The 20,745-nt window shown below is 71.4% G+C and carries 19 protein-coding genes and 1 pseudogene; 10 read left to right on the top strand and 10 right to left on the bottom strand.

The genetic code is table 11. From position 1 onward, the window contains the following. Positions 1-108 precede the first annotated feature (108 nt). Positions 109-2,175, top strand: a complete 2,067-nt coding sequence (locus FHR37_RS00095; protein ID WP_092880073.1) for a glycoside hydrolase family 2 protein — start codon at positions 109-111, stop codon at positions 2,173-2,175. A gap of 22 nt (positions 2,176-2,197) precedes the next feature. Next, complete coding sequence (locus FHR37_RS00090) at positions 2,198-2,506, top strand: putative quinol monooxygenase (protein WP_092880070.1); 309 nt, start codon at positions 2,198-2,200, stop codon at positions 2,504-2,506. Here FHR37_RS00090 and FHR37_RS00085 read toward each other — a convergent pair. The 4 genes from FHR37_RS00085 to FHR37_RS00070 all read right to left on the bottom strand — a co-directional run bounded on the left by FHR37_RS00085 (position 2,493) and on the right by FHR37_RS00070 (position 8,243). Next, positions 2,493-5,429 (bottom strand): patatin-like phospholipase domain-containing protein, encoded by a 2,937-nt coding sequence (locus FHR37_RS00085; protein WP_092880067.1) that lies wholly within the window; start codon positions 5,427-5,429, stop codon positions 2,493-2,495. The genes FHR37_RS00090 and FHR37_RS00085 overlap by 14 nt on opposite strands. 122 nt (positions 5,430-5,551) lie before the next feature. Then, positions 5,552-6,316 carry an FAD:protein FMN transferase gene (locus tag FHR37_RS00080; RefSeq protein WP_092880064.1) on the bottom strand — a complete coding sequence of 255 codons (765 nt, stop codon included), beginning with the start codon at positions 6,314-6,316 and terminating at the stop codon, positions 5,552-5,554. Continuing rightward, a complete protein-coding gene (locus tag FHR37_RS31105) occupies positions 6,313-6,915 on the bottom strand; it encodes an FMN-binding protein (RefSeq protein ID WP_092880061.1) in 603 nt (200 codons plus the stop codon). Before FHR37_RS31105 ends, FHR37_RS00080 begins: the two co-directional genes overlap by 4 nt. Continuing rightward, on the bottom strand, positions 6,915-8,243 hold the full coding sequence (locus FHR37_RS00070) for a ferredoxin reductase family protein (RefSeq protein WP_092880778.1): 1,329 nt from the start codon (positions 8,241-8,243) through the stop codon (positions 6,915-6,917). The genes FHR37_RS31105 and FHR37_RS00070 overlap by 1 nt, the downstream gene beginning before the upstream one ends. Positions 8,244-8,520: 277 nt before the next feature. Between FHR37_RS00070 and FHR37_RS00065 the strand changes: the two genes are divergently transcribed. From FHR37_RS00065 to FHR37_RS00035, 8 genes are all read left to right on the top strand, one after another. Then, positions 8,521-9,216 carry a response regulator transcription factor gene (locus tag FHR37_RS00065; protein WP_092880776.1) on the top strand — a complete coding sequence of 232 codons (696 nt, stop codon included), beginning with the start codon at positions 8,521-8,523 and terminating at the stop codon, positions 9,214-9,216. Positions 9,217-9,512: 296 nt separating this feature from the next. Further along, entirely contained in the window at positions 9,513-10,703 is a 1,191-nt protein-coding gene (locus FHR37_RS32820; protein ID WP_456237025.1) for a sensor histidine kinase, read from the top strand. Positions 10,704-10,758: 55 nt separating this feature from the next. Beyond that, positions 10,759-11,475, top strand: a complete 717-nt coding sequence (locus FHR37_RS00055) for a cyclodeaminase/cyclohydrolase family protein (RefSeq protein ID WP_237768525.1) — start codon at positions 10,759-10,761, stop codon at positions 11,473-11,475. Further along, positions 11,472-12,323, top strand: a complete 852-nt coding sequence (locus tag FHR37_RS00050) for a bifunctional 5,10-methylenetetrahydrofolate dehydrogenase/5,10-methenyltetrahydrofolate cyclohydrolase (RefSeq protein ID WP_092880055.1) — start codon at positions 11,472-11,474, stop codon at positions 12,321-12,323. The genes FHR37_RS00055 and FHR37_RS00050 overlap by 4 nt, the downstream gene beginning before the upstream one ends. A 103-nt stretch (positions 12,324-12,426) precedes the next feature. Beyond that, on the top strand, positions 12,427-12,549 hold the full coding sequence (locus FHR37_RS32235) for a hypothetical protein (RefSeq protein WP_269090961.1): 123 nt from the start codon (positions 12,427-12,429) through the stop codon (positions 12,547-12,549). A gap of 48 nt (positions 12,550-12,597) precedes the next feature. Then, positions 12,598-13,095 (top strand): beta-class carbonic anhydrase, encoded by a 498-nt coding sequence (locus tag FHR37_RS00045; RefSeq protein WP_092880052.1) that lies wholly within the window; start codon positions 12,598-12,600, stop codon positions 13,093-13,095. Between the two features lie 206 nt (positions 13,096-13,301). Continuing rightward, positions 13,302-14,462, top strand: a complete 1,161-nt coding sequence (locus FHR37_RS00040; RefSeq protein ID WP_179770965.1) for a 13E12 repeat family protein — start codon at positions 13,302-13,304, stop codon at positions 14,460-14,462. A gap of 257 nt (positions 14,463-14,719) precedes the next feature. Further along, complete coding sequence (locus FHR37_RS00035; RefSeq protein WP_237768523.1) at positions 14,720-15,268, top strand: HNH endonuclease signature motif containing protein; 549 nt, start codon at positions 14,720-14,722, stop codon at positions 15,266-15,268. A gap of 48 nt (positions 15,269-15,316) precedes the next feature. Here FHR37_RS00035 and FHR37_RS00030 read toward each other — a convergent pair whose 3' ends face one another. From FHR37_RS00030 to FHR37_RS00005, 6 genes and pseudogenes are all read right to left on the bottom strand, one after another. Further along, positions 15,317-15,958, bottom strand: a complete 642-nt coding sequence (locus tag FHR37_RS00030) for an OsmC family protein (RefSeq protein WP_092880046.1) — start codon at positions 15,956-15,958, stop codon at positions 15,317-15,319. A 42-nt stretch (positions 15,959-16,000) separates the two neighbouring features. Next, on the bottom strand, positions 16,001-17,074 hold the full coding sequence (locus FHR37_RS00025; protein ID WP_092880043.1) for an MASE1 domain-containing protein: 1,074 nt from the start codon (positions 17,072-17,074) through the stop codon (positions 16,001-16,003). A 78-nt stretch (positions 17,075-17,152) separates the two neighbouring features. Further along, on the bottom strand, positions 17,153-17,950 hold the full coding sequence (locus FHR37_RS00020) for a class I SAM-dependent methyltransferase (protein WP_237768522.1): 798 nt from the start codon (positions 17,948-17,950) through the stop codon (positions 17,153-17,155). Between the two features lie 46 nt (positions 17,951-17,996). Next, positions 17,997-18,608, bottom strand: coding sequence for a TIGR03086 family metal-binding protein (locus FHR37_RS00015; protein WP_092880040.1), 612 nt, complete (start codon positions 18,606-18,608; stop codon positions 17,997-17,999). Between the two features lie 55 nt (positions 18,609-18,663). Further along, a pseudogene (locus FHR37_RS32815) lies at positions 18,664-19,828 on the bottom strand (MFS transporter); the annotation flags it as partial. 140 nt (positions 19,829-19,968) lie between these two features. Continuing rightward, positions 19,969-20,541, bottom strand: a complete 573-nt coding sequence (locus FHR37_RS00005; protein ID WP_092880037.1) for an ArsR/SmtB family transcription factor — start codon at positions 20,539-20,541, stop codon at positions 19,969-19,971. Between the last annotated feature and the right edge of the window lie 204 nt (positions 20,542-20,745).

Here is a 20,745-nt window from a genome sequence, read left to right as displayed (position 1 = left end):
CCGGTCGGATGCTGGACCAGCGACCGGAACCACACCTAGCGTGACCGCGGACGTCAACCAAGATCATCCGCGCGGCACACCCGCGGGTCCCACGGAAGGGGACGGCCCATGCGAGGTCCGGGGGTCGGTCGAAGGACACGGTTCACCGCGGTCACCGCGGGGATCGCGCTGGCGGTCGCGGCGTTCGGCGGCTCGGCGTTCGGAGGGTCGGCACTGGCCGCGCCGAGCGGCACGACCACGACCACCGCCGCCGGGCCGGCGAGCGTGGTCCGCGACCCACACGGGGACCGGGAACCTTCGGGTACCGAGGTCCGCGGCGTCGACGGCACCAACGTGGTCTTCTCCTACGGCGAGGTGATGCCGTCCTTCGACGGCTACGCCCGTCACGAACCCACCCGGCGCTACCTCTCCCTGGACCGGACCTGGCGGTTCCGCTACGACCCTGACAACCAAGGCTTGACAGCGGGCTGGCAGCAGCCGGGCGCCGACGACTCCGCGTGGGACTCGATCGCGGTGCCGTCCTCGTGGGACCTCAAGGACAACGACGGGTGGGCCGGCTACGACGGCGCCGACTTCGGCAAGGGAGGGGCGCTGAAGGACGGGTACGCGTGGTACCGCACGAAGGTCGCGGTGCCCGCGTCGTGGCGCGGAACGCACGTCCGGCTGGCGTTCCTCGCCGCCTCCTACAGCGCGGACGTCTGGGTGAACGGCACCTTCGCCGGCAAGCACGAGGGCGGCCACACCGCGTTCGCGCTGCCGGTCGGCGACGCGCTGCGGCCGGGGCAGCCGGCCACCATCGCGGTGCGCGTCTACCGCCGCGCGAGCTACACCAGCTACGACGGGACCGGCGAGAAGGTCAGCGACGACAAGGCCCTGCCGCCTGGTGTCGTCGACTACTGGCCCTACGCCGGGCTCACCCGGTCGGTGTGGCTGGAGTCGGTGCCCGAGGTGAACGTGGCCAAGGTGCTGCTGGACGCGAAGAAGAGCACTCTCGACGCCCGGGTGGTGGTGCAGAACTCCGGCGACACCGACTTCAACGGGTACGTACGCATCGACCCCGGGCGCGGCTCGACCGGGCGGCCCACCCGGGTGCGCGTCGACGTGCCGGCGGGTGGGGTGGCGGTGCCCTCGGCGCGGATCGCCGTCGCAGGCGCACCGCACTGGAGCGTCGCGCACCCGCGCGTCCTCACCGCCCGGGCATCGGTGACCGCCACCGCCGACGGCCGGCCGGTGGACACCCTGGCCGCCACCTACGGCGTACGCGAGATCAGGGTCGACGGCACGCAACTCACCCTTGACGGCAGCCCGCTGTTCCTCAAGGGGACCAACTGGCACGAGGAAACCGACCGCTCCGGCCGGTCGATGACCCGTGCGGAGTACGACCACGAGCTCGGCCAGGTCAAGGCGGCGGACGCGAACTTCCTGCGCAACTGCGTCTACAACCGGCACCCGTACGTCTACGACTGGGCCGACCGGCACGGCCTGATGCTGATGGACGAGTGGGACACCATGTGGGTGGGCACCGACCAGCAGAAGCTGCAGACCGAGAGCTACGGCCTGTCCCGCGCGCTCGCCCTGGCCACCGCGTGGAACAACCACAACCACCCGTCGGTGATCCTGTGGGGCCTGCAGAACGAGTCCACCATCGACGGCGACGGCGCGCCGGTCTACCGCGCCTGGCTGGCCGACATGAAGGCGGCGGTGAAGGCCGTCGACCTGTCAAGGCGTCCGGTCACCTGGGCGTCGTACTCCTCCTGGGACCCGGCGTTCGACCTCGCCGACGTGGTGGGCTTCAACGAGTACTTCGGCTACTTCTACGGCAAGAACTCAGACCTCGGGACCACCCTGGACGCCGTGCACCGCAACCATCCGGACAAGCCGATCCTGGTCACCGAGAACGGCACCTGGTCCTACCTCGGCAAGCACGGTTCGCCGGCGGAGGGCGGCACCGAGGAGTGGCAGGCCGCCAACTTCGTCTCCCACTGGGACCAGGTGACCGCGCCGTCGCGGCCGTGGATGGCCGGCTACGCGTTCTGGGTGCTCAAGGACTACAAGGAACGCGCCGCCTACAACCAGGACTACAACGGCCTGTCCACGATGGGCATGCTCGGCTGGGACGGGACCACCAGGCGAGCGGTGTTCGACGCGTTCGCCGAGGCGCGGTCACCGCGCTGAACGGACCCGTAGGGTTGGGCGCATGATCGTGGTACACGCGATACTCCGCGCCCGGCCCGACCGCCGGGTGGACACCGTGGCGGCGCTGATCGCCATGCAGCACGCGGTCCGCACCCACGAGGACGGCTGCCTGCACTACGCCTTCGTCGCCGACCTCGAGGACGACTGTCTGTTCACCTGTGTGGAGGAGTGGACGGATCTGGACGCCCTGCGCGAGCATCTGGCCGGCCCGCACCTGGCGGCGCTGGACGCGGTGCTCGCCGACACCGCCGAGGGCCCGGCCGACATCCGGGTGTTCGAGGCGGTGCCGACGCGGATCACCCCGACCTGAGCGGCGACACGTCGTCGGTGGGCCCCTTCGGAGTGGGTACGCCGGCCGCGGGGCTGTTCCCGGTCGGCGCGTTCCCGGCCGGCGCGTTGCCGGTCGATGTGTTCCCGAAGGGTGCGCCGGGAGTGCGCTCCCGCTCCACCTGGTGCAACAGGTCGCGGGTCAGGGTCTGCCCGAGCGCGCGGTAGGCCTCGAAGTCGAACTCGCCGTACAACTGGTCGCCGGTGGTGTGCCGCGGGAAGTCGGGGTGCTCCAGGGCGTACGTCTCCAGGTCCCAGCACAGGTCGCCTGCCAACACCGCCTTGACGAGCAGGATGTCGGCGGTGCCGCCCTCGGGATAGGTCGCGTGGCCGCGTGCCCAGCCACGGCCGATCCGCTGGCCGCCGTGGCGCTGGAGGGTGCGCAGGTCGAGGTTGACGTCGACGCCGAGATCCATCCGGGCCGAGGCGATCGCCGAACCCACCGCCGCGAAGGAGTCCTCGAGGTCGTTCGACGCGTCGATCACGATGACCCTCGCGGGGCGGCGGCGCAGCGCCTCCACCAGGCCGAGGTTGTCGTAGTGGCCGCCGTCGGTGACGTAGAGCCTCCGGTCGTACATCGACGCCCGGCCGAACGCCTCCCGGAACAGCTGGTGGGCACCCGGCTTGTCCGCGATCGACGCGGCGTACGCGGTGGCCGAGACCAGGCGGGTGAGTGGTCCGGTACGGCCGTCGCCTCGCCGGCGTTCGGCCAGCTCGCCGCAGCGGCGGGCGAGCGCCGCCGCCGGTGACGTCGTACCCCAGTAGGGGTTGGGCAGCCACACGCCGAGCCGGGCGTTGACCACCGCGAACAGCAGCCGCATCGGCCGGGTGCCGGCGTTGTTGCGCCCGGTCAGCGGCGCGAACGCGGCCCCGCTGATCGCCACCGCGCCGGGCAGGGTCACGTCCCGGCGGTGGTAGTCCGCGCGGACCTCGTACTCCGCGGTTGGTTCCAGGCCCTCCGCGGGCAGCGTGACGTCGCCGGCCACCCCGGTCAGCTCCGGGTCGAAGACGAACGGCACGCAGCCCCGGTCCGGCGGGATGAAGTCGGTGTCGGCGGCATTGGCGGAACCGACGATCACCAGTTGCGGGCCGCCGTCGGGCGACACGGCGTACCGCGAGTACGGCAACGGCGTCGGGTAGGCGCGTTCGGCCTCCCGCTCGGAGTGTCCCCGGCCGACGAGGTACGCCACCGACAGCCGCTCGCGGTAGTACGGATGCAGGGACGTGCGGGTGGCGTCGGTGAAGATCCGGGTCGCGACCAGCAGGGCCGCGCACAGGCCGGCCACCCACCACCGCGAGCGCCACTCCTCGCTGGCGGCGTATCCCGCGGTCCACCGCAGCAGCACCACCAGCACGCCGACGACCAGCAGCGCGGAGCCGAGCCAGGGCACCAGTCTCGTCCGGAGCCAGGCGAGGATCCGCCTGCGCAGGGTGGGACCGACACCCGCGGAGATGGTCTGGATCCCCTTCCAGGCCGACCGTGCCAACGCGATGAACGCCGCACCGAGAGCGGCCAGCGTGACGAAGCCGAACTGCGAGTCGACCGCGGCGTTCGCGGTCGTCGCCCGCGGACCGGCGACGCCGCTCGCGGTGCCGGCCACGCTGTCGGTGAGCCCGTCGAGGATGCCGGACTGGACGCCGGCCGCGCCGGAACCGAGGTTGTTCGCCCACACCAGGACCAGCGGAACACCCAACAGCAGCAGTGGGCTGACGATCCCGGGCACCAGCAGCAGCCGGGCCAGTGCCCGCCCCTCTCTGCGCAGCCAGGTCGGCGGGACCCGGAACCGGTCGACCAGCACCTCCGCCAGGAACAACGCCAGCACGATCGTCAGCGGGCCGAGGGCACCCACCCAGTACCACCTCGGCAGGCCGGCGAAGTCCGTCCACGCGTTCGGCCCGCCGAGGCCGCGGACGACGGAGGTCGTGGCGATCGCCCAGCCGAGCACCCAGGCGATCGCCCGGATCAGGATGCCTATCAACACCAGGTTGACAACGACGCCGTACAGCAGCGACATGATGGCGCGGGCACCGACCGCCAGCGAGGGCAACAGGTAGTGGGTGTGCCGGCGCAGCCGGGCGAGCTCGGGGCTGCCCATGGCGTACGGCGTGGGCTCCGACGCCGACGTGCGTCCCTCGTCGACCAGGGACCGTCGCAGGAAGTGGAACGCCGCGGCGATGTAGCCGCCGCCACTGACGCCGATCACCGTCGAGGACCGTTGGTACTCACCCTGGTCGGTCAACGCCTGCAGGGCTCCCAGCGAGAACGCCGCCGACCGGATGCCGCCGCCGGAACAGCAGATGATCTGCCGGCCGCGGTCGTGCCGGGTGAGGTCCGCGGCGGCCTTCCCGTCGGGGTTCGCCCCACCGGCCGCGCGCCCGTCGACGCTGTCCGCCCCGACGTCGCGCCGCGGCGGCCGCGCATGCCCGCCCACGCCGTACCGCGTCGCCACCAGCGCCGTGCCCGCCAGCAGGAGCGCGCCGATCCACAGCACCCACCATGTCCCGGTCAGCCAGCCGGCCGACAGCGAGGGACACGTGCCGTACGCCGCCGGGACGCCCTCGAACCGCCGCCACAGCACGACGTTCTCCACCGCGTCCAGGCAGGCGGCCACACTCGCCAGCGCCGCACCGGCGAACGCGCGCCGGCGAAGCGCGCTGCCCGCCGGCTGCACCAGCGCGACGAAACCGTGCGCGCGCCACGCGGCGAGGAGGTAGGCGCAGATCAGTCCGGTGTCGACCAGCAGCGACAACCGTGCGGCAGTCGAGCACGTCGGGTCGCCGGCCCGCACCACGTGCCGCATCGGCCACTGCACCAGCAACAGCAGGGCGGTGAGAAGCATCGCCGCCCGCACCTGCCGCCAGTGCCCACCCAGCCGCACCTCGGCGCGCGTACGTTCGTCCGACACGAGCGTCCCCCTTCGCACGGTCGGGCTCCACCCCCGGCGGGCTCGCCATGCCGTGCTCGACGTCGTACGACGAAAGGTAGTCCCGCGGCGTTCCGGCGGCTACCTGGCCACCCGCCCCGGAGTCATCGGGGGAAGCCGGGCGTGGCCCAGGTGGCGCCGTCCGGCGCGATCGCGTACGCCTCGAAACCCGTCCGCCCGGCGAGCCACTCACGTGCCTGGTCGCCCATCGCCAGCGCGGCGGTGGCGTAGGCGTCGGCGGTGGGCAGGTCCGGGCCGACGACGGTGACGCTCGCCCAGCCGGTGGCCGGTTCGCCGGTACGTGGGTCGACGACGTGCGCGCCGCGTTCGGCCGTGCCCGACGTGGCCACCGCGATGTCCGCGCCCTCGACGACGGTCGCCAGCCGGCTGCGGTCGCGCGGGTCGGCGATACCGACGCGCCACCACCGGCCGGGTGCGGGCCGGCCGCGGGCGAGGACGTCGCCGCCGGCGTTCAGGCAGTGCGCCCGCGAACCGGCCGCCTGCAGGATCTGGTCGGCCTGCTCGATCGACCAGCCCTTCACCAGCCCGGACGGGTCGAGCCGCCCGGCATACCTCGGGTCGAAGTAGCCGACCGTCTCCACCCGCAGTTCCTCACACCGCGCCAGCACCGACCGGACCGTGTCCGGGCAGTCCGCCAGCCCGACCTCGCCGCGGTCGAGCCGGCTGATCGCGCTGTCGGGACGATAGGTGCTGAACGTCGCGTCGACGGTGTGCAGCCAGCTGACGACCGCGTCCACCGCACCGGCGCCCACGCGCGGGTCGCGGACGTCGATGGTCACCGCCGTACCCATCACGTACTCCACGTGCCGGATCGGCCCACGGACCGAGCCGGACGTCGTCGCGCTCACGCGCCGGCCCTGTCGAGCGCGGACTGCAGCGAGGTGATGTAGCCCTGGCTGGTGTACGTCGCACCGGACACGCTGTCGATGTGGGCGCTCTGCGCCGACAGCGCCTCCTTGCGCAGTTGGGGTGCGGCGAACCCGGCGATCTCGGAGCTCCGCTGATTGCCACCCGGCAGTTGCAGCGCGGTGACGTCGGTGATCCGGTGGCCGAGCATGGTGACCTTCACCTGCACCGGTCCGTACGGCGTGTCCGCGGTCTGCCCCGCCACCTTCATCCTCGTGACGGGCTTCGGCTTGGGCTTCGGCGTGACCCTCGGGTGGGTGACCTTCCTCGGCGTCGCCTTCGCCTTCGAGGTCGACGACTTCTTCTTCGTCGTCAACTTCTTCTTGCGGGGGGTCGGTGTGCCGGTGGGAGTCGGCGTGACGGTGGCCGTGGGAGTCGGCGTCGCACGAGGTGCGGATGTGCGCTTGGTCGCCGTCGACCCCGAGCCCGCACCCGGAGCGGCCAGCGTGGCCAGGCCGGGTGCGCCGGTCTGCGACTTCACCCCCAGCAGCAGCACGATCCCGGTGATGGTGGTCAGCGCGGTGAGCACGATGCGTTTCATCAGAAGCTGAAGTCCTCGTGGTGGATGCGCCGCGCGGGGACCCCACACTCCCGCAGCGACTCGATCGCGGTGGTCATCATCCCGCCGGGCCCGCACAGGTAGGCGTCGCGCTCGGCGACGTCGGGCACCAGGCGGCGCAGCCAGTTCGGGTGCAGTGCCGGCTCCTGGCCGGGCCCGGGCGGACCGACCAGGTAATGCACGACCGCCCGCCGGTCGGCGGCGATCTCGTCCAGTTCGTGCCGGAACACCACGTCCTCGTGCTTGCTGGCGCGGTAGATCAGGGTGAGCCGGCCCTCCTCCGCGGGCAGCGACTCGAACAACGCGCGCAGCGGGGTCACCCCGACCCCGCCGGCGATCAGCACCACGCCGTGCCGGCTGCGCCGCCGCGCGGTGAGCGCGCCGTAGGGACCCTCGGCGAGCACCCGCGTGCCCGGCCGGATGCGCTGCAACTGCTCGGTGTGGTCACCGAGCGCCTTGATGGTCACCCGCAGCCAGCTCGGGTTGGGTGCGGCGGACAGGGAGTACGGATGGGACTGCCACCACTCGTTCCGGGTGAGGAACCGCAGCCGCATGAACTGGCCCGCCTCCGCGCCGAGGTCGTCCAGCCGGGCGCCGGTGAGGTAGACCGACACCACACCGGGCGCCTCGGTCCGGACCGCGGCCACCTCCAGCCGGTGCCGCCAGACGTTGCGGACCGGGACGAGGAGGCGGAACCAGATCAGCAGGGCGCTCGCCGCGGCGTACGCCCCGATCCATCCCCACCGCGCCACGGCGTTCGGCACGAACTGCGCACCGGTGAGGATCTGGTGCCAGAACGCGAGCGCGATGCCGGCATAGGTCAACAGGTGCAGGAGATACCACGTCTCGTAGCTCACCCGGCTGCGGACCGCGGTGGCCGAGACCACCCCGACCAGCACGAAGAGTCCCGCGCCGATCACCGCCCACAGGACGTACGGGAATCCGGTCAGCAGCTGGGTCAGCTCCTTGCCGAGCCCGGCGTGCGCGGTCATCGCGTACCCCAGCCAGATCAGCACCATGTGCGCGACGGTCATGCACACGACGTAGCGTCCGACCATGCTGTGGATCCGGGCCAGCCGGTCGGTGCCGACCTGGCGTTCCAGCAGCGGCAGCCGGGCCATCAGCACCAGCAGGATCACCACCAGGTAGCCGGCGTACAGCCCGGTCAGCCGGCCCGCCTCGGTCAGCTGCGCGCCGAAGGAGGTGGGCGGAAGGGTGCTGGTCCACCACAGCAGGGTCAGGGCCGCGGCGCCCGCGGCGACCCCGCACCACACCAGCCACGGGGAGTGCCGCACCATCAGAGCTCGCATGGACACCACCGTGGCGGATCGACCTGTGGGAACCCGGTGACCATCCTGTCCGCCCCCTGTGAACCCCGCCGGGCGGTTCCGCGTTCACAGTGAACGCACAGCAAACTCACACCCGCCTCTCAGGCCCGGCAGCGAAGGTGTGTAGTAGAAGAGCGCGGGGGACCCCCGTCGGCACCTGCCGGCGGCGGCATCCCGACGAGGAGATCCTGTGCCAGGTGCGGACAGTACGGCACGAAACGACGCCACCCAGCACGCGGAGCAGGCCGGGCCGGTCACCATGGCCGACCCGCCGGTGCGGGTGCTGGTCGTCGACGACGAGCGCTACCTCGCCGAGATGATCGCCTCCGCGCTGCGCTACGAGGGCTGGCAGACCATGGTCGCCGGCACCGCCGACCAGGCGCTGAACCAGGCCCGCGACTTCGAGCCGTCCGCGATCGTGCTGGACGTGATGCTGCCCGACACCGACGGATTCGCGTTGTTTTCGGCGCTTCGCGCCAAAGGAGTCGATGCGCCCGTCATCTTCCTCACCGCGCGCGACGCCACCGAGGACCGGGTACGCGGGCTCACCATCGGTGGCGACGACTATGTCACCAAGCCGTTCAGCCTGGAGGAGCTCATCGCCCGGCTGCGTACGGTCATGCGGCGGGCGGCCGTCACGGTCCCCCGCGGCACCGGCCTGCGGGTGGCCGACCTGATGCTCGACGAGGACTCCCGCGAGGTCCGCCGCGGCGACCGGTTGATCGAGCTGACCCCGACGGAGTTCGAGCTGCTGCGGTTCCTGATGCGCAACGCCCGCACGGTGCTGTCCAAGGCGCAGATCCTGGATCGGGTGTGGAACTACGACTTCGGCGGCAACGCCAACGTGGTCGAGCTCTACATCTCCTATCTCCGCCGCAAGATCGACGTCGACGCCGAGCCGTTGATCCACACGGTCCGCGGGGTCGGCTACGTCCTCCGCCCACCGCTTTCGTGAGCCGTCCGCGTTCGGTCTACACGGCGACGCGAGGTTTCCTCGCCCGCCAGCCGTTGCGCCGCCGGGTGCTCGCCCTGGTGCTGCTGCTCGTCGCGGGAGTACTGGCGGCCGGCGGGGTGGCGACGACGCACGCACTGCAGACGTACCTGCTCAACCGCACCGACGGCCAGCTGCGCCAGGTCGCCGGGCAGACCAGGGACGCGCTCCTGCACGGGGACGACGACGCCGACCGCGTGCAGATCCCGCCCGAGGACGCGGTGCGTTTCGTGGTGAGCGCCGACGACATCCGGTCCGCGATGCTGCCCGCGACCCCCGGCTCGATCGACCACGTGCGGGACCTGCCGCACGCCGAGCAGGTCAGGCTCGCCAAGAAGGTGCCCGACTCCCCGCGTACGTTCGAGGACCGCGCACTGCCCGGCCCGTACCGCCTGGTGGCCACGACCTTCAAGAACGGCGCCCGGCTGGTGGTCGGGCTGCCGTTGCGGTCGCTCAACGACACCGTGCGCCGGCTGGTGCTGATCGAGTTCGCGGTCGGACTGGCCGGGCTCGCCGTCACCGCGGCCCTCGGCTCCATGCTGATCCGGGTCGGCCTGGCCCCGCTCGGCCGGATGACCACCACCACGAGGCGGATCGCCGAGACCGACCTCACCGGCCCGGAGGCCGCGGTGCGGCTGCGGGCGCCGGTGCTGCCGCCCCAGACGGAGGTGGGTCAGCTCGGTTCGGGCCTGAACCACATGCTGGAGGCGATCGACGCGTCGTTCCAGGCACGCAACGAGGCCGAACGCCAACTGCGGCAGTTCATCGCCGACGCCTCCCACGAGCTGCGGACGCCGCTGTCGACGGTACGTGGGTACGCGGAACTCTTCGACCGTTCGACCCGGGACCGCGACGGCAGCCCCGAACTCGCCCGGAACCTCGACCTCGCCGAGCTCGGCACGGCGATGCGCCGGATCGCGGAGGAGTCGAACCGGATGAGCCTGCTGGTCGACGACCTGCTGCTGCTCGCCCGGCTGGACCAGGGCCGCCCGCTCGACCACCGCCCGGTCGACCTGTGCCGGCTGGCGGTGGACGCCGCCAGCGACTTCCGCGTCCGCGACCAGGACCACCCGATCAGGCTGGACCTGCCCGCCGACCCGCTGGTGGTGGACGGCGACGAGGGCCGGCTCCGCCAGGTGCTGGCCAACCTGCTAGCGAACGTGCACGCCCACACACCAGCCGGCACCGTCGTCGACCTGCGGGTGCGTGGTGACGGCGACGGCGCCGCGCTGATCGAGGTGCACGACGACGGGCCCGGCGTACCCCCGGTCGCGGTCGACCATGTCTTCGACCGCTTCTACCGCGCCGACACCTCGCGCACCCGGGCCAGCGGAGGCACCGGACTGGGACTCGCCATCGTGCAAGCCGTGGTTGACGCCCACCACGGAACGGTACGAGTGAGCAGCCGGCCCGGCGAGACGACGTTCCGCGTCCGGCTCCCGGCGGGCTGAGCTTCGGGGACTACCCTGTCCGGCGCGCGGTCCCCGCGCCCGGACGGAGGACGGCATGGACGGCATGGACGGCATGGACGGCACGAACGGCGTGGACGGCGTGGACGGCGTGGACGGCGTGGACACCGGCGGCTCGAACGCCGGCGGCTCGGACACCGGCACGATCGCCGGCTGGCTGGAGCGGCTGGCGTCCGCCGACCCGGCCCCCGGCGGTGGTGCGGCCGCGGCGATGCAGGTCGCGATCGGCGCGGCGCTGGTGTCGATGGTGACCAACCTGACGATCGGCAAGCCGGTGCACGCCGCGCACGAGGAACACGCCACCCAGGTCCGTGAGCGGGCCGACGCCCTGCGCATCGAGGCGCTGCGGCTGGGCAGGGAGGACGAGGCCGCGTTCACGGCACTGATGACGGCCTACCGCCTTCCCCGTACGACCGAGGAGGAACGCACGGCCCGCCGCGACGCGGTGCGGTCCGCGACCCACGCCGCGGCGCTGCCACCGCTGGCGATCGCGGCCGCCGCCGCCGACGTGGTGGCGCTGGCCGAGTCGCTGCGGGGGCGGTCCAACCCGCAGGTGGTCTCCGACCTGGCGGTAGCCGCCGCCGCGGCAGCCGGTGCCGCGGAGTCCGCCGCCGTCAACGTCGAGATCAACCTGTCCTCGTTGCCCGACAGTGATGTCAAGGCCGAATTGACAGCTGACCTGGAGGAGCACCTCGCCGTCGCCGAGCGGGGCCGCTCGCTGGTCGCCGACATCCGCCGGGAGATCACCCGATGACCGCCCGACTGCTCGACGGGCGGGCCGTGGCGGCGACCGTGGACGAGCACACCACCGCCGACGTGGCCCGGCTGGCCGCGGCTGGGATCGTTCCCACCCTGGCGGTGGTGGTGCCGACCGACGACGAGGGAACGGCGTGGTACGTCCGCTCGATCGCCCGGGCGGGCAAGCGGCTCGGCATCACCTGCCTGGTCGACACGCTGCACGGCGCCGACGCCGCCACCCTCACCGGCCATCTCGCCGCGAGGTCGGCCGACCCCGCGGTGCACGGCGTGATCTGCCAGACCCCGCTGCCGGCCGGCGTCACCCTGGCCGGCCTCGGTGCGGCGATCGCACCGGACAAGGACGTCGACGGGGCCAACCCGACCTCGCTGGGGCTGCTCGCCGCGGGCTCGGTCGAGGCGTTCGCACCCGCGACCGCGCAGGCGGTGCTGGAGATCCTGCGCCACGAGCAGGTGCCGCTGGAGGGCCGGCGCGTCGTGGTGGTCGGCCGTTCGACCGTGGTGGGCAAACCCGCCGCGCTGCTGTTGCTCGCCGAGCACGCCACCGTGACGGTCTGCCACTCCCGCTCGGCCGACCTGCCCGCGCTGTGCCGGGAGGCGGACGTGCTGGTGGCGGCCGTCGGGCGTCCCGGGCTGATCGGCGTGGACCACGTACGCCCCGGCGCGGTCGTCGTGGACGTCGGCACCAACCCCACCCCGGACGGCGGACTGGCCGGCGACGTCGACCCGGCCGTCGCCGCGGTGGCGGGAGCGCTCACACCGGTGCCCGGAGGTGTCGGCCCGGTGACCACCGCGCTGCTGCACCGACACACCGCGCTCGCCGCGGTGCGGGCCTGCCTCAGGTAGCGCGATGTGGTGGTACCGCACGCGGCTGCGGAACCGGCCTGTCGGTGGTCGGTCGTAGCGTCCGCACCTCCGAACCGACGAACCGACGAATCCGGAGGACGCGATGCGATACGGCCTGGACATCTCACCGGTCGGCGCCTGGGGCGACCCGCGCTACGTCCCACCCCGGTTGCCCCTGGATGAGGCACGGTCGATCATCGAGCGCGGCCCGATCCGAGCGCGTTGAGCGGACCTGCCTGCCCGGACCGCAGGCACACGGCCTAACGTCGCGGGTATGACCGGTGCTTTCGACGACCTGCTCGCCGCCAACGCGCGTTATGCCGACGACTTCCAGCTCGCGGGATTCGACGGGTTCGCCCACGCGGGCGTCGGGCTCGTCACCTGCATGGACTCCCGCATCGACCCCCTCGGCCTGCTGGGCCTGCGGCCCGGCGACGCCAAGATGGTGCGCAACCCCGGCGGACGAGTCACCCACCAGGCGCTGCTGGCGCTCATCCTGGGCGTCAATCTGCTGAAGGTCGAGCGGATTCTGGTGATTCCGCACACCCGCTGCGCGATGGCCTCGGCCACCGAGGCCGAGCTGCGTGCCCGGGTCGGCGAGGCGAGCGGGCAGGACGCCACGTGGGAGACGTTCGGTGCGATCGCCGACCAGGAGAGCCAGCTGCGCGACGACGTGGCCCGCGTGCGCGCGCATCCGCTGATTCCCGACTCGGTCGCCGTGGGCGGCTTCCTGTACGACGTGGACACCGGGCGGCTCCGCCCGATCGTGTGACCCGCGGTCGCCACTCAGGCGACCTTCCACCAGACGCGCCCGCCCAGGGCACGTCTGTAGTAGCCACCCGACTCGTGACTCGACGTCGCTCGGCCGAGCAATTCCTCACTTCGACGTTCGCGCAACGTCAGATTGACGTCGATCTTCCTTGTGGGTAAGGGGTTTCCCGCACGCCTGAGCTGATCTTGTCGGGTAGACTCGAACACATGAGCGACGGCGGTGGATACTTCGGCGACGATCCGGGTGATGGTCCGGGTCGCCGTCGGGTGCTGCCGGATGGGTTTGCTGATGTGGCGGGTGGGCCGCGGCTTGCGGTGTTGCTGGCTTCGGTGGATCGCGGGGTGTGTAACGGGTTGGAGGTGGAGGAGCGGGCCAGGGCGTGGCGGCGGTTGATCGGCTGGGCGGAGGCCGAGTGTCTGTCGGAGGTGAACGAGCTGGCCTACGCCGACCCCGGTATGCCCGATGACCCGGCGCAGCGCAGTGCCGAGATGGACCCGATGACCCAGGCCGTCCTGGAACCGCTGCTGCGGTGGTCCGGTTACCGCGCCAGCTGGTACCTGGCACTGGCCCTCACCCTGCCCCGCCTGCCCCGGACACGAGCAGCGCTGGCGTCCGGTGGGCTGGAGGTCACCGACGTGCGGGCGATCGTGGACCGGATCACCGACGCCAAACCCGACCTGTGGGGTGCGATCGAGGACGCGATCTTCCCCAAGGTGCTGGAACTTCGGGGCGGGCTGTTGCGGGCCAAGGTCGAGGCCGAGGTCGTGAAAGCTGACCCCGAGGCTGCCGGTAAACGGCACCGCGCCGCGCGGACGGGGCGGAACGTCGCGATCTGGCCGGCTGTCGACGGGGTCGCCGACCTCGCGATCCGTGGCCTGTCCGCTGACCAGGCCGCGGAGGCGTACGGCTACATCGACGCGATCGCACGTGCCGTGAAGTCCGCCGGCGACCCGCGCAAGCTGAGCCAACTCCGTGCGGACATCGCCTTCTCCCTGCTCAGCGGCACCGCCGACCTCGTTGACTGTTCCGCCCCCACAGCCACCACCGACCAGGGCGACAACCAGGCCGTCCAGGACACCGCCCCACACGGGCGGGCCGGCACCGAGGCCGACGACCAGACGCCGGCAGAAGGTGAGTCCGAGCAGCAGTCGGAGGAACAGGTCCAGGGCGACTCTGAGCAGCGCCCCGCGGAAGCCGAGTCTCCGCAGGAGCAGGACGACGCGCGAGCAGCCCGAAGACGAGCCGCGAGCCCGAGACGACGCCCAGCCCGAGAGCGAGCGGGCGTAGGGAGACACCGACCAGGACGAGTTGGGGCGCTGTGCCGTGCACCGGTTCCCCGACCACGATCTGCACGACAGCTGGTGTGAGTGTGGGAACTGTTCTCCCGCACCGGTGGCCAGCTGCAGTGTGTGTGGTGCGGCCGCGATGAACGGCGTCCGAGTCCACGACACCGCCGCCCACCAGGCCCCAGCCCGCAACGCCGAGCCGCCGGGACAGCCCGACCCACCTGATCCACCTGAACCGCCGGGTCGGCCTGATCGGCCGGCAGACAATTCCACCGCCACCACCGCCGCCGTGGACCTCTTCGCAGCCGAGCTGGGGTCCGATCAAGACGCGCGCCAAGGTGCAGCTGAACATACCGTTGACCACCCTGATGGGGTTGTCCACCCGGCCCGGTGAGCTCGGCGGAGTCGGGCCCGTCATCACCGAGGTTGCTCGCCGGATCGTGGCGAACCACCTCGACAATCCCGAAGCCCGCTTCAGTGTCGGGGTCACCCATCCGGTCACCGGGCGCCTACTTCACCTCCATCCGATCCCGGCGAGGTTCCTGCGGGGGCTGCAGGCCGAGCTGGTGCATGCCCGCGACCAGCGCTGTGTGTGGACCACCTGCAGACGTCCTGCGGCGACGTGTCACCTGGACCACAACACCGAGTACGCCGACGGTGGAGAAACCTCCGTGGACAACATCGCACCCCTGTGCCCACGCCACCACAAGGCGAAAACCGAACGGGACTGGAAACTCAAGCAGACCGGGCCCGGCGAACACACCCTCACCGATCCGTTCGGCCGGCACTACCGCAGCAGCGCACCGTCCCTCACCGACCCAGCCGTCGACGAGGCGATGGCCACCGCCGGAGCGCGGTCGGCCGACGACGACCTGCCACCGTTCTGAGAACGAACCGCCTCGGCTCACCCTCCGGCCGGTTCACCCACCTACCGGCTACCGGGCGCCGCGCTCAGAAGTCTCCTGCGCCGGGATGTTCTTCTTCGGGGGCCCGCCCTTGTTCCCGTCCTGGTCGGCGAGGGTGAGACGCAACGGCGTGCCGTGCATCACGACGTCGGCCACCGGCGAGCGGCGTTCGGCGAGGCGTACCAGATCGGCGAGCTCCTCCCTGCTGGCGTCCCCCTCGACGTGCAGCGTCATCCGGATGCTCTGGTAGCCGGGACGAACCTCCTCCGACATGCCGAGCAGTCCCCGCAGGTCGATGTCGCCGTCGAGTTCGGCGTCCACCCTGGTGAGGGTGATCCCCCGGGCCGCCGCGTGGTAGACGAGCGTGGTGGTGACACATCCGGCCAGTCCGGCGAGGAGGTACTCCACCGGGTTCGCGCCCCGGTCCTCACCGAGCAGTGCCGGGTGTTCGTCCTTGTCGTAGACGAAGTACGTCTTGTCCCTGCGGTGTGTCGTACGGGCGCCGTCGAAGTCGGCGACGACCGCCCGGTTGTGTGCACCATGGACCCAGAAGTTGCTGAGCCGGAAGTTGAACTTCGCGATCGCCGGATCCTGTTCGATCGCGGTGATGGTCTGGAATAACCTGCCTGCGTCCACGCCGTTGACGACCTTCTCGGCGGCTGTCGTCGTCATCGAGTCCCGCTCCCTTCGAGCACTGGTGGTTGGCCTCTCCTGTCAGCGCAACCAACCGTTGACAGGCGGGGAAGGGCCACCCGGGCTGCTGTACGGGGGTCCTTCGACCTTTTTCGGCCGATGCGACTCCCGCAGCACAGCCCGCTGCTCCGAGGTCTGTGGTGCCGCCCGCAACGAGTCTGCGCTGCGGTCGAAGTGGTCGAGCACCTCCCCCAGCCGCTCACAGGTGCGTTCGATCTCCTGTCTCGCCCGGTCTCGCTCGATGATGGCGACGGACAGCAGCAGCCCGGTCAGGGCGACCGCCCCATCGAACATCTGCAGGATCACCATGGTGTCGAACAAGCTACGTCCGGCGAACGGCCCGATGGCGTGCACCGCCGCGTAGATCGCGTCCGCCGAGGCGAGCAGCGCCACCGGAGCGGCCCCCGGCAGCTGGAACCTCCACGCAGCCCAGACCAGCAGTGGAAATGCCAGGAAGAGGATGCCGAACATCCGCGCACCCGTCAGCACGACCACGAATGTGGCGGCCAACAGCACGAGGATCTCCAGCAGCGTGCCCGTGCGGATCCTCTGCCGCCAGGGGATCCGCGCGAGAGTCAGCAGCAGCGGCGCGACGATGAGGATGCCCATAGCGTCGCCGGTCCACCAGGTCAGCCACGTCGGCAGGAAGTAGCTGGGCTCGCTGAGACCGACAGCTATCCGGACCACGGTGCCGATGGTCGAGCTGATGAGCATGCCGCCGAACGCGGCGAGGAACACCAGCGCGAGCGCATCCCGCAGCCGGTCCAGTTCGGTCCGGAAGCCGACCTTGCGTAGTGCCCAGTACGCAGTCAGGCACGCGAGCGTGGTTCCAGCGGCAGTGGGCAGGGCGGCGGCTGCGGGGTCATGGGTCCCCTCCTGGATGAGGGCACCGAGGAGAACTCCGGGCCACACCCGGGGGCCGAAGAGCAGCAAACCGACCAATGCGATTCCGGTGGGCGGCCAGAATGGGCTGATCTGTCCGTCGACCAGGCCGACCATCAGCCCCAGTTGCGCCGTTCCGTAGAAGGCGGCCGCAACGACGAGGATCTGCAGCCCAACGATTCCAGCTCGTCGGAGCCCGGGAGAGCGCTCCACAACAGGCCACCCTACGCGCGGCTCAGGGCCGAAAGGTAGGGCGCCCGTTGGCCAAACGCCCTTACTTTCAACAGTAAACTACCCTCCCGCGCGTACGGCCCGGACCGAGAACATCGCGGGAAGTTCGTCGCGAACGCCGTCGCGGTCGAGGTTCGGCATCGGCATGCCACCTGCCCGGGCCGGGAACTCGTGCAGGAACTCGATCGTGATTCCGGCGCGGGCGACGGCGGTCACCACCTCCCCCAGCGTGTGGGTCCACTCCCGCGACTCCTGGTGTGCCATGCCGGCGTCGGACACCGCGTACGAGCCGTCCTTGACGACGACGGTCGGGTCCGCTCGGCCGAAGTAGCTGCCGTGCAGGGTCAGGCCACCCTCCGCACTGCCGGACTCCGACAGCGCCATCGCCAGCGGGTGGTAGTCGAGCACGTAGAGCACGCCGCCCGGGCGGAGGAGTCGCGCGCAGGTCGCCGCCCACGCGTCCAGGTCGCCGATCCACATCAGCACGCCCTTGGACAAGAAGACCACGTCGTAGGTGTCGTTCAGGTGGTCGGCCGCGGCGAGCACGTCGCAGACCACGAACTCGGCCTCGGTGTTCGTCCGGGTGGCGAGGTCACGGGCGATCCCGATCGCCTCCTCGGAGAAGTCGACGCCGGTGACCTGCGCGCCCTCGCGTACCCACGACAGGGTGTCCATGCCGAAGTGGCACATCAGGTGCAGCAGCCGTTTGCCGGTGACGTCACCGACCTCGGCCAGCTCGAGCGCGCCGAGCGTGCTCTTCCCGCGCAGGAACGACTCCACGTCGTAGTAGTCCGACGCCGCGTGCAGCGGAGCGAGCTCGTTCCACATTGCCTGGTTGACGGTCGTGTGCTGGTCCATGCCGCCGACCCTCGCACACGCGCCGGAGGCGAGGCGACCGGATATGTCACCCGGTGGCGCTTCGGCCCATGCGGTGCAACAGCCGGTCCTGCCGCGACGCGTCGTCGGGGAGTCTGCCCTCGGGAGCGGCGAAGAACCGCCCGCTCCCCCGGGACGCGGTGGGGGTTTCGGCAAGACCGGCATAGATCGCGTCGAGGTTCTCCTCGATCCAGGCGACCAGGCCGGGATCGAGACTGTCGTCCACGTCAAGAGCATGGGCCAGGTCCCAGGTGTGCACGGTGGAGTCGGTGACCCGTACCGCCAGCGCCTGTCGCGCGGTCACCTCTCCCAGCGGATAGTCGAGAGTGCGCCGCAGCACGCCAGGTCGGGAGAACGCCGCGACGCAGGTCCGCACCGATCGGTCGTACGCCTCGATAGGGTCGTCGCCCAGCACGTCCTGGTCACGGCGCCGGAGGAAGTCCGCACCGGTTCCGCCTTCCAGAAGCCTTACATAGTTGAGGTTTCCACCGGCCATGTGATTGACCAGGTGACGGACGTTCCACTCCGCACAGGGCGTCGGGCCGCTCCACTGCTCCGGCCGAACGAGCCGCAACCGTCGTGCGAACTCCGCGCTGGACGAGGCGAACCGGTCGACGATCCCGTGGAAGCAGTCGTTCACCGTCCAAGCGTCCTGTGCATTCCGGGGAAGCGCTGGCGGGTAACGGACGTGGCGTTCACTCTCCCAGCCGTCCGGCCGGCAGGTCCCGCAGTCGGCGCAGCGGAGTGGCCAGCAGGATCACCCCACTGAGCGCGAAGACTCCGAGCATCGCCCACAGTGCGGTCCGTACGCCGAAAGCGTTGCCCAGAACGCCCGCGAGCAGCGCACCCAGCGGAATGGCGCCGAAGTTGACGACCTGAACGCTGGTGGAGACCCGGCCCAGCAGCTCGGTCGGCACGTAGCTCTGCATGAAACCCGCGAAGACGACGTTGCCGGCCACGACCCCCGCCACGATCGCCACGCTGGCGAGGGCGAACAGCACCAGGCCGAATCCGCGGTCTGCGCACGGGATCAACAGCCCGAGTGGTGCCAACCCGACCTTGCCCAGCAGGACGACGCGTGCACTGCCGAGCCGCGTCGCGAGCCGCCGGGCCACCGTGGCGCCGAGAATCCCGCCCACGCTGGTGATCGCGATGAGCACACCGGTCGCACCGGCACTGAGGCCGACGTCGCGGACGAGGAACAGCACCAGCAGCGACTGGTACCCCGTCAATGCCAGGTTGGCAGCACATCCGTAGAGCGTGTGGCCGCGCAGCAACGGATCGCGGGCCACCAGGCCCAGGCCCTCGCGGATCTCCGTACGAAGCCGGCGCCGGGCACGGGGGCGGGATCTCCTCGGTGGTCCTCATCCGGGTCAGGCACACCGCCGACACCGCGAACGTCGCGGCGTCCAGCACCAGACCACCCAGCGCCGACGCGACCTGCGCGAAGAGACCAGCTACGCCCGGGCCGGCGAGGTTGGCCACCTGTTCGCTGCCCTGCAGCTTGGCGTTGGCCTCCAGCAGGTGGTTGGGCGCGACGACCGCGGGCAGGTAGGCGCGGTAGGCGGTGGCGAAGAACACCTTCGCGGTGCCGGCGACCAGCGCGACCAGGGCCAACTGGACCACGGTGAGCCGGCCGAGTGCTGCCGCCACCGGGACGCTGAGGAACGCCGCCATGGACACCCAGTCCGCGACGAGCATGATGCGCCGCCGCGAGCCGCGGTCCACCCAGGCACCCGCCGGCAGACCGATGACCAGCCACGGCAGCCAGGCCGCCGCGGCCAGCACGCTCACGGCGAGCGGCGGCGCGTGCAGAACGGTGACCGCGACCAGCGGCAGCGCCACCGAGGTGACCGAGCTGCCCAGGCTGCTCACGCTCTCGCCGGTCCACAACAGCCGGAACTCCCGGTCGCGCAGGAGTCCCAGGCGAGCCGCCAGGCGGCCAGCGGCAGGCGATTCGGTGGGCGCAGGCGATGTGGACGTGGGCGATTCGGCGGTGGTCATGGGCGGGCCGGTACCGCTCGCGCGAACGTGAAGACCGTCTCGCGTTCCTGCCCGTCGTCGGGGACCTCCCGGTCGGCCCACTTCTCGATCAGCGCGATCATTTCCCTGCCGAACTCCGCCAGCTCGGCGTCGGTGACCCGCAGCCATCCCTCGGTCGAGAACGGGCCCTGCTGCCAGCGTTCCTGCTCGGACTGCGGCTGGTCGGCCCAGCGGCGGACGTGCCCGGTCTGGCGTTCGAGGTTGAGCGACTCGAGGGCCCGGGCCACCGCGTCCCCCGCGGCGTCCTCGGCGAAGTCGGCCGAGGACCAGCGCAGCGACGACGTGGCCCGGCGCCACCACCGCTCCCTGCGGTCCTTCGCCAGCTCCGGCGCCTCCTCGATCAGCCCGGCCGCGGCCAGGGCGCGAACGTGGTGACTGATGTTGCCGACGGCCTCGCCGGTCTTCTGGGCGAGTGTGCTGGCGGTGGCCGGACCGTCCACCTTCAACAGGTCGAGGAGCCGGCGGCGCACCGGGTGGGCCATGGCGGCGAGGACGCGGGAGTCGACGATCGTGGGTTCGCTGTCGGGCATGGGAGCGAGAATAGACGCACAAGAAGATTCGTACAACCTCTCTTGTACGACTGTTCTTGCGCTTCTTCCTGGTCGTTTTAAGCGTCTCCCCGGACATTTCGGCCTGCCATAATTCCGCGGTGACCTTCACCGGCAACCCGTCCGCGGCCCCCGGCGCGCACCCGTCCGCGGCCCCCGGCGCGCACCCGTCCGCCTCCGACGCAC

Source organism: Actinopolymorpha cephalotaxi, assembly GCF_013408535.1.
GTDB classification, from domain to species: Bacteria; Actinomycetota; Actinomycetes; order Propionibacteriales; family Actinopolymorphaceae; genus Actinopolymorpha; species Actinopolymorpha cephalotaxi.
This window is presented reverse-complemented; position numbering and strand designations above follow the sequence as displayed.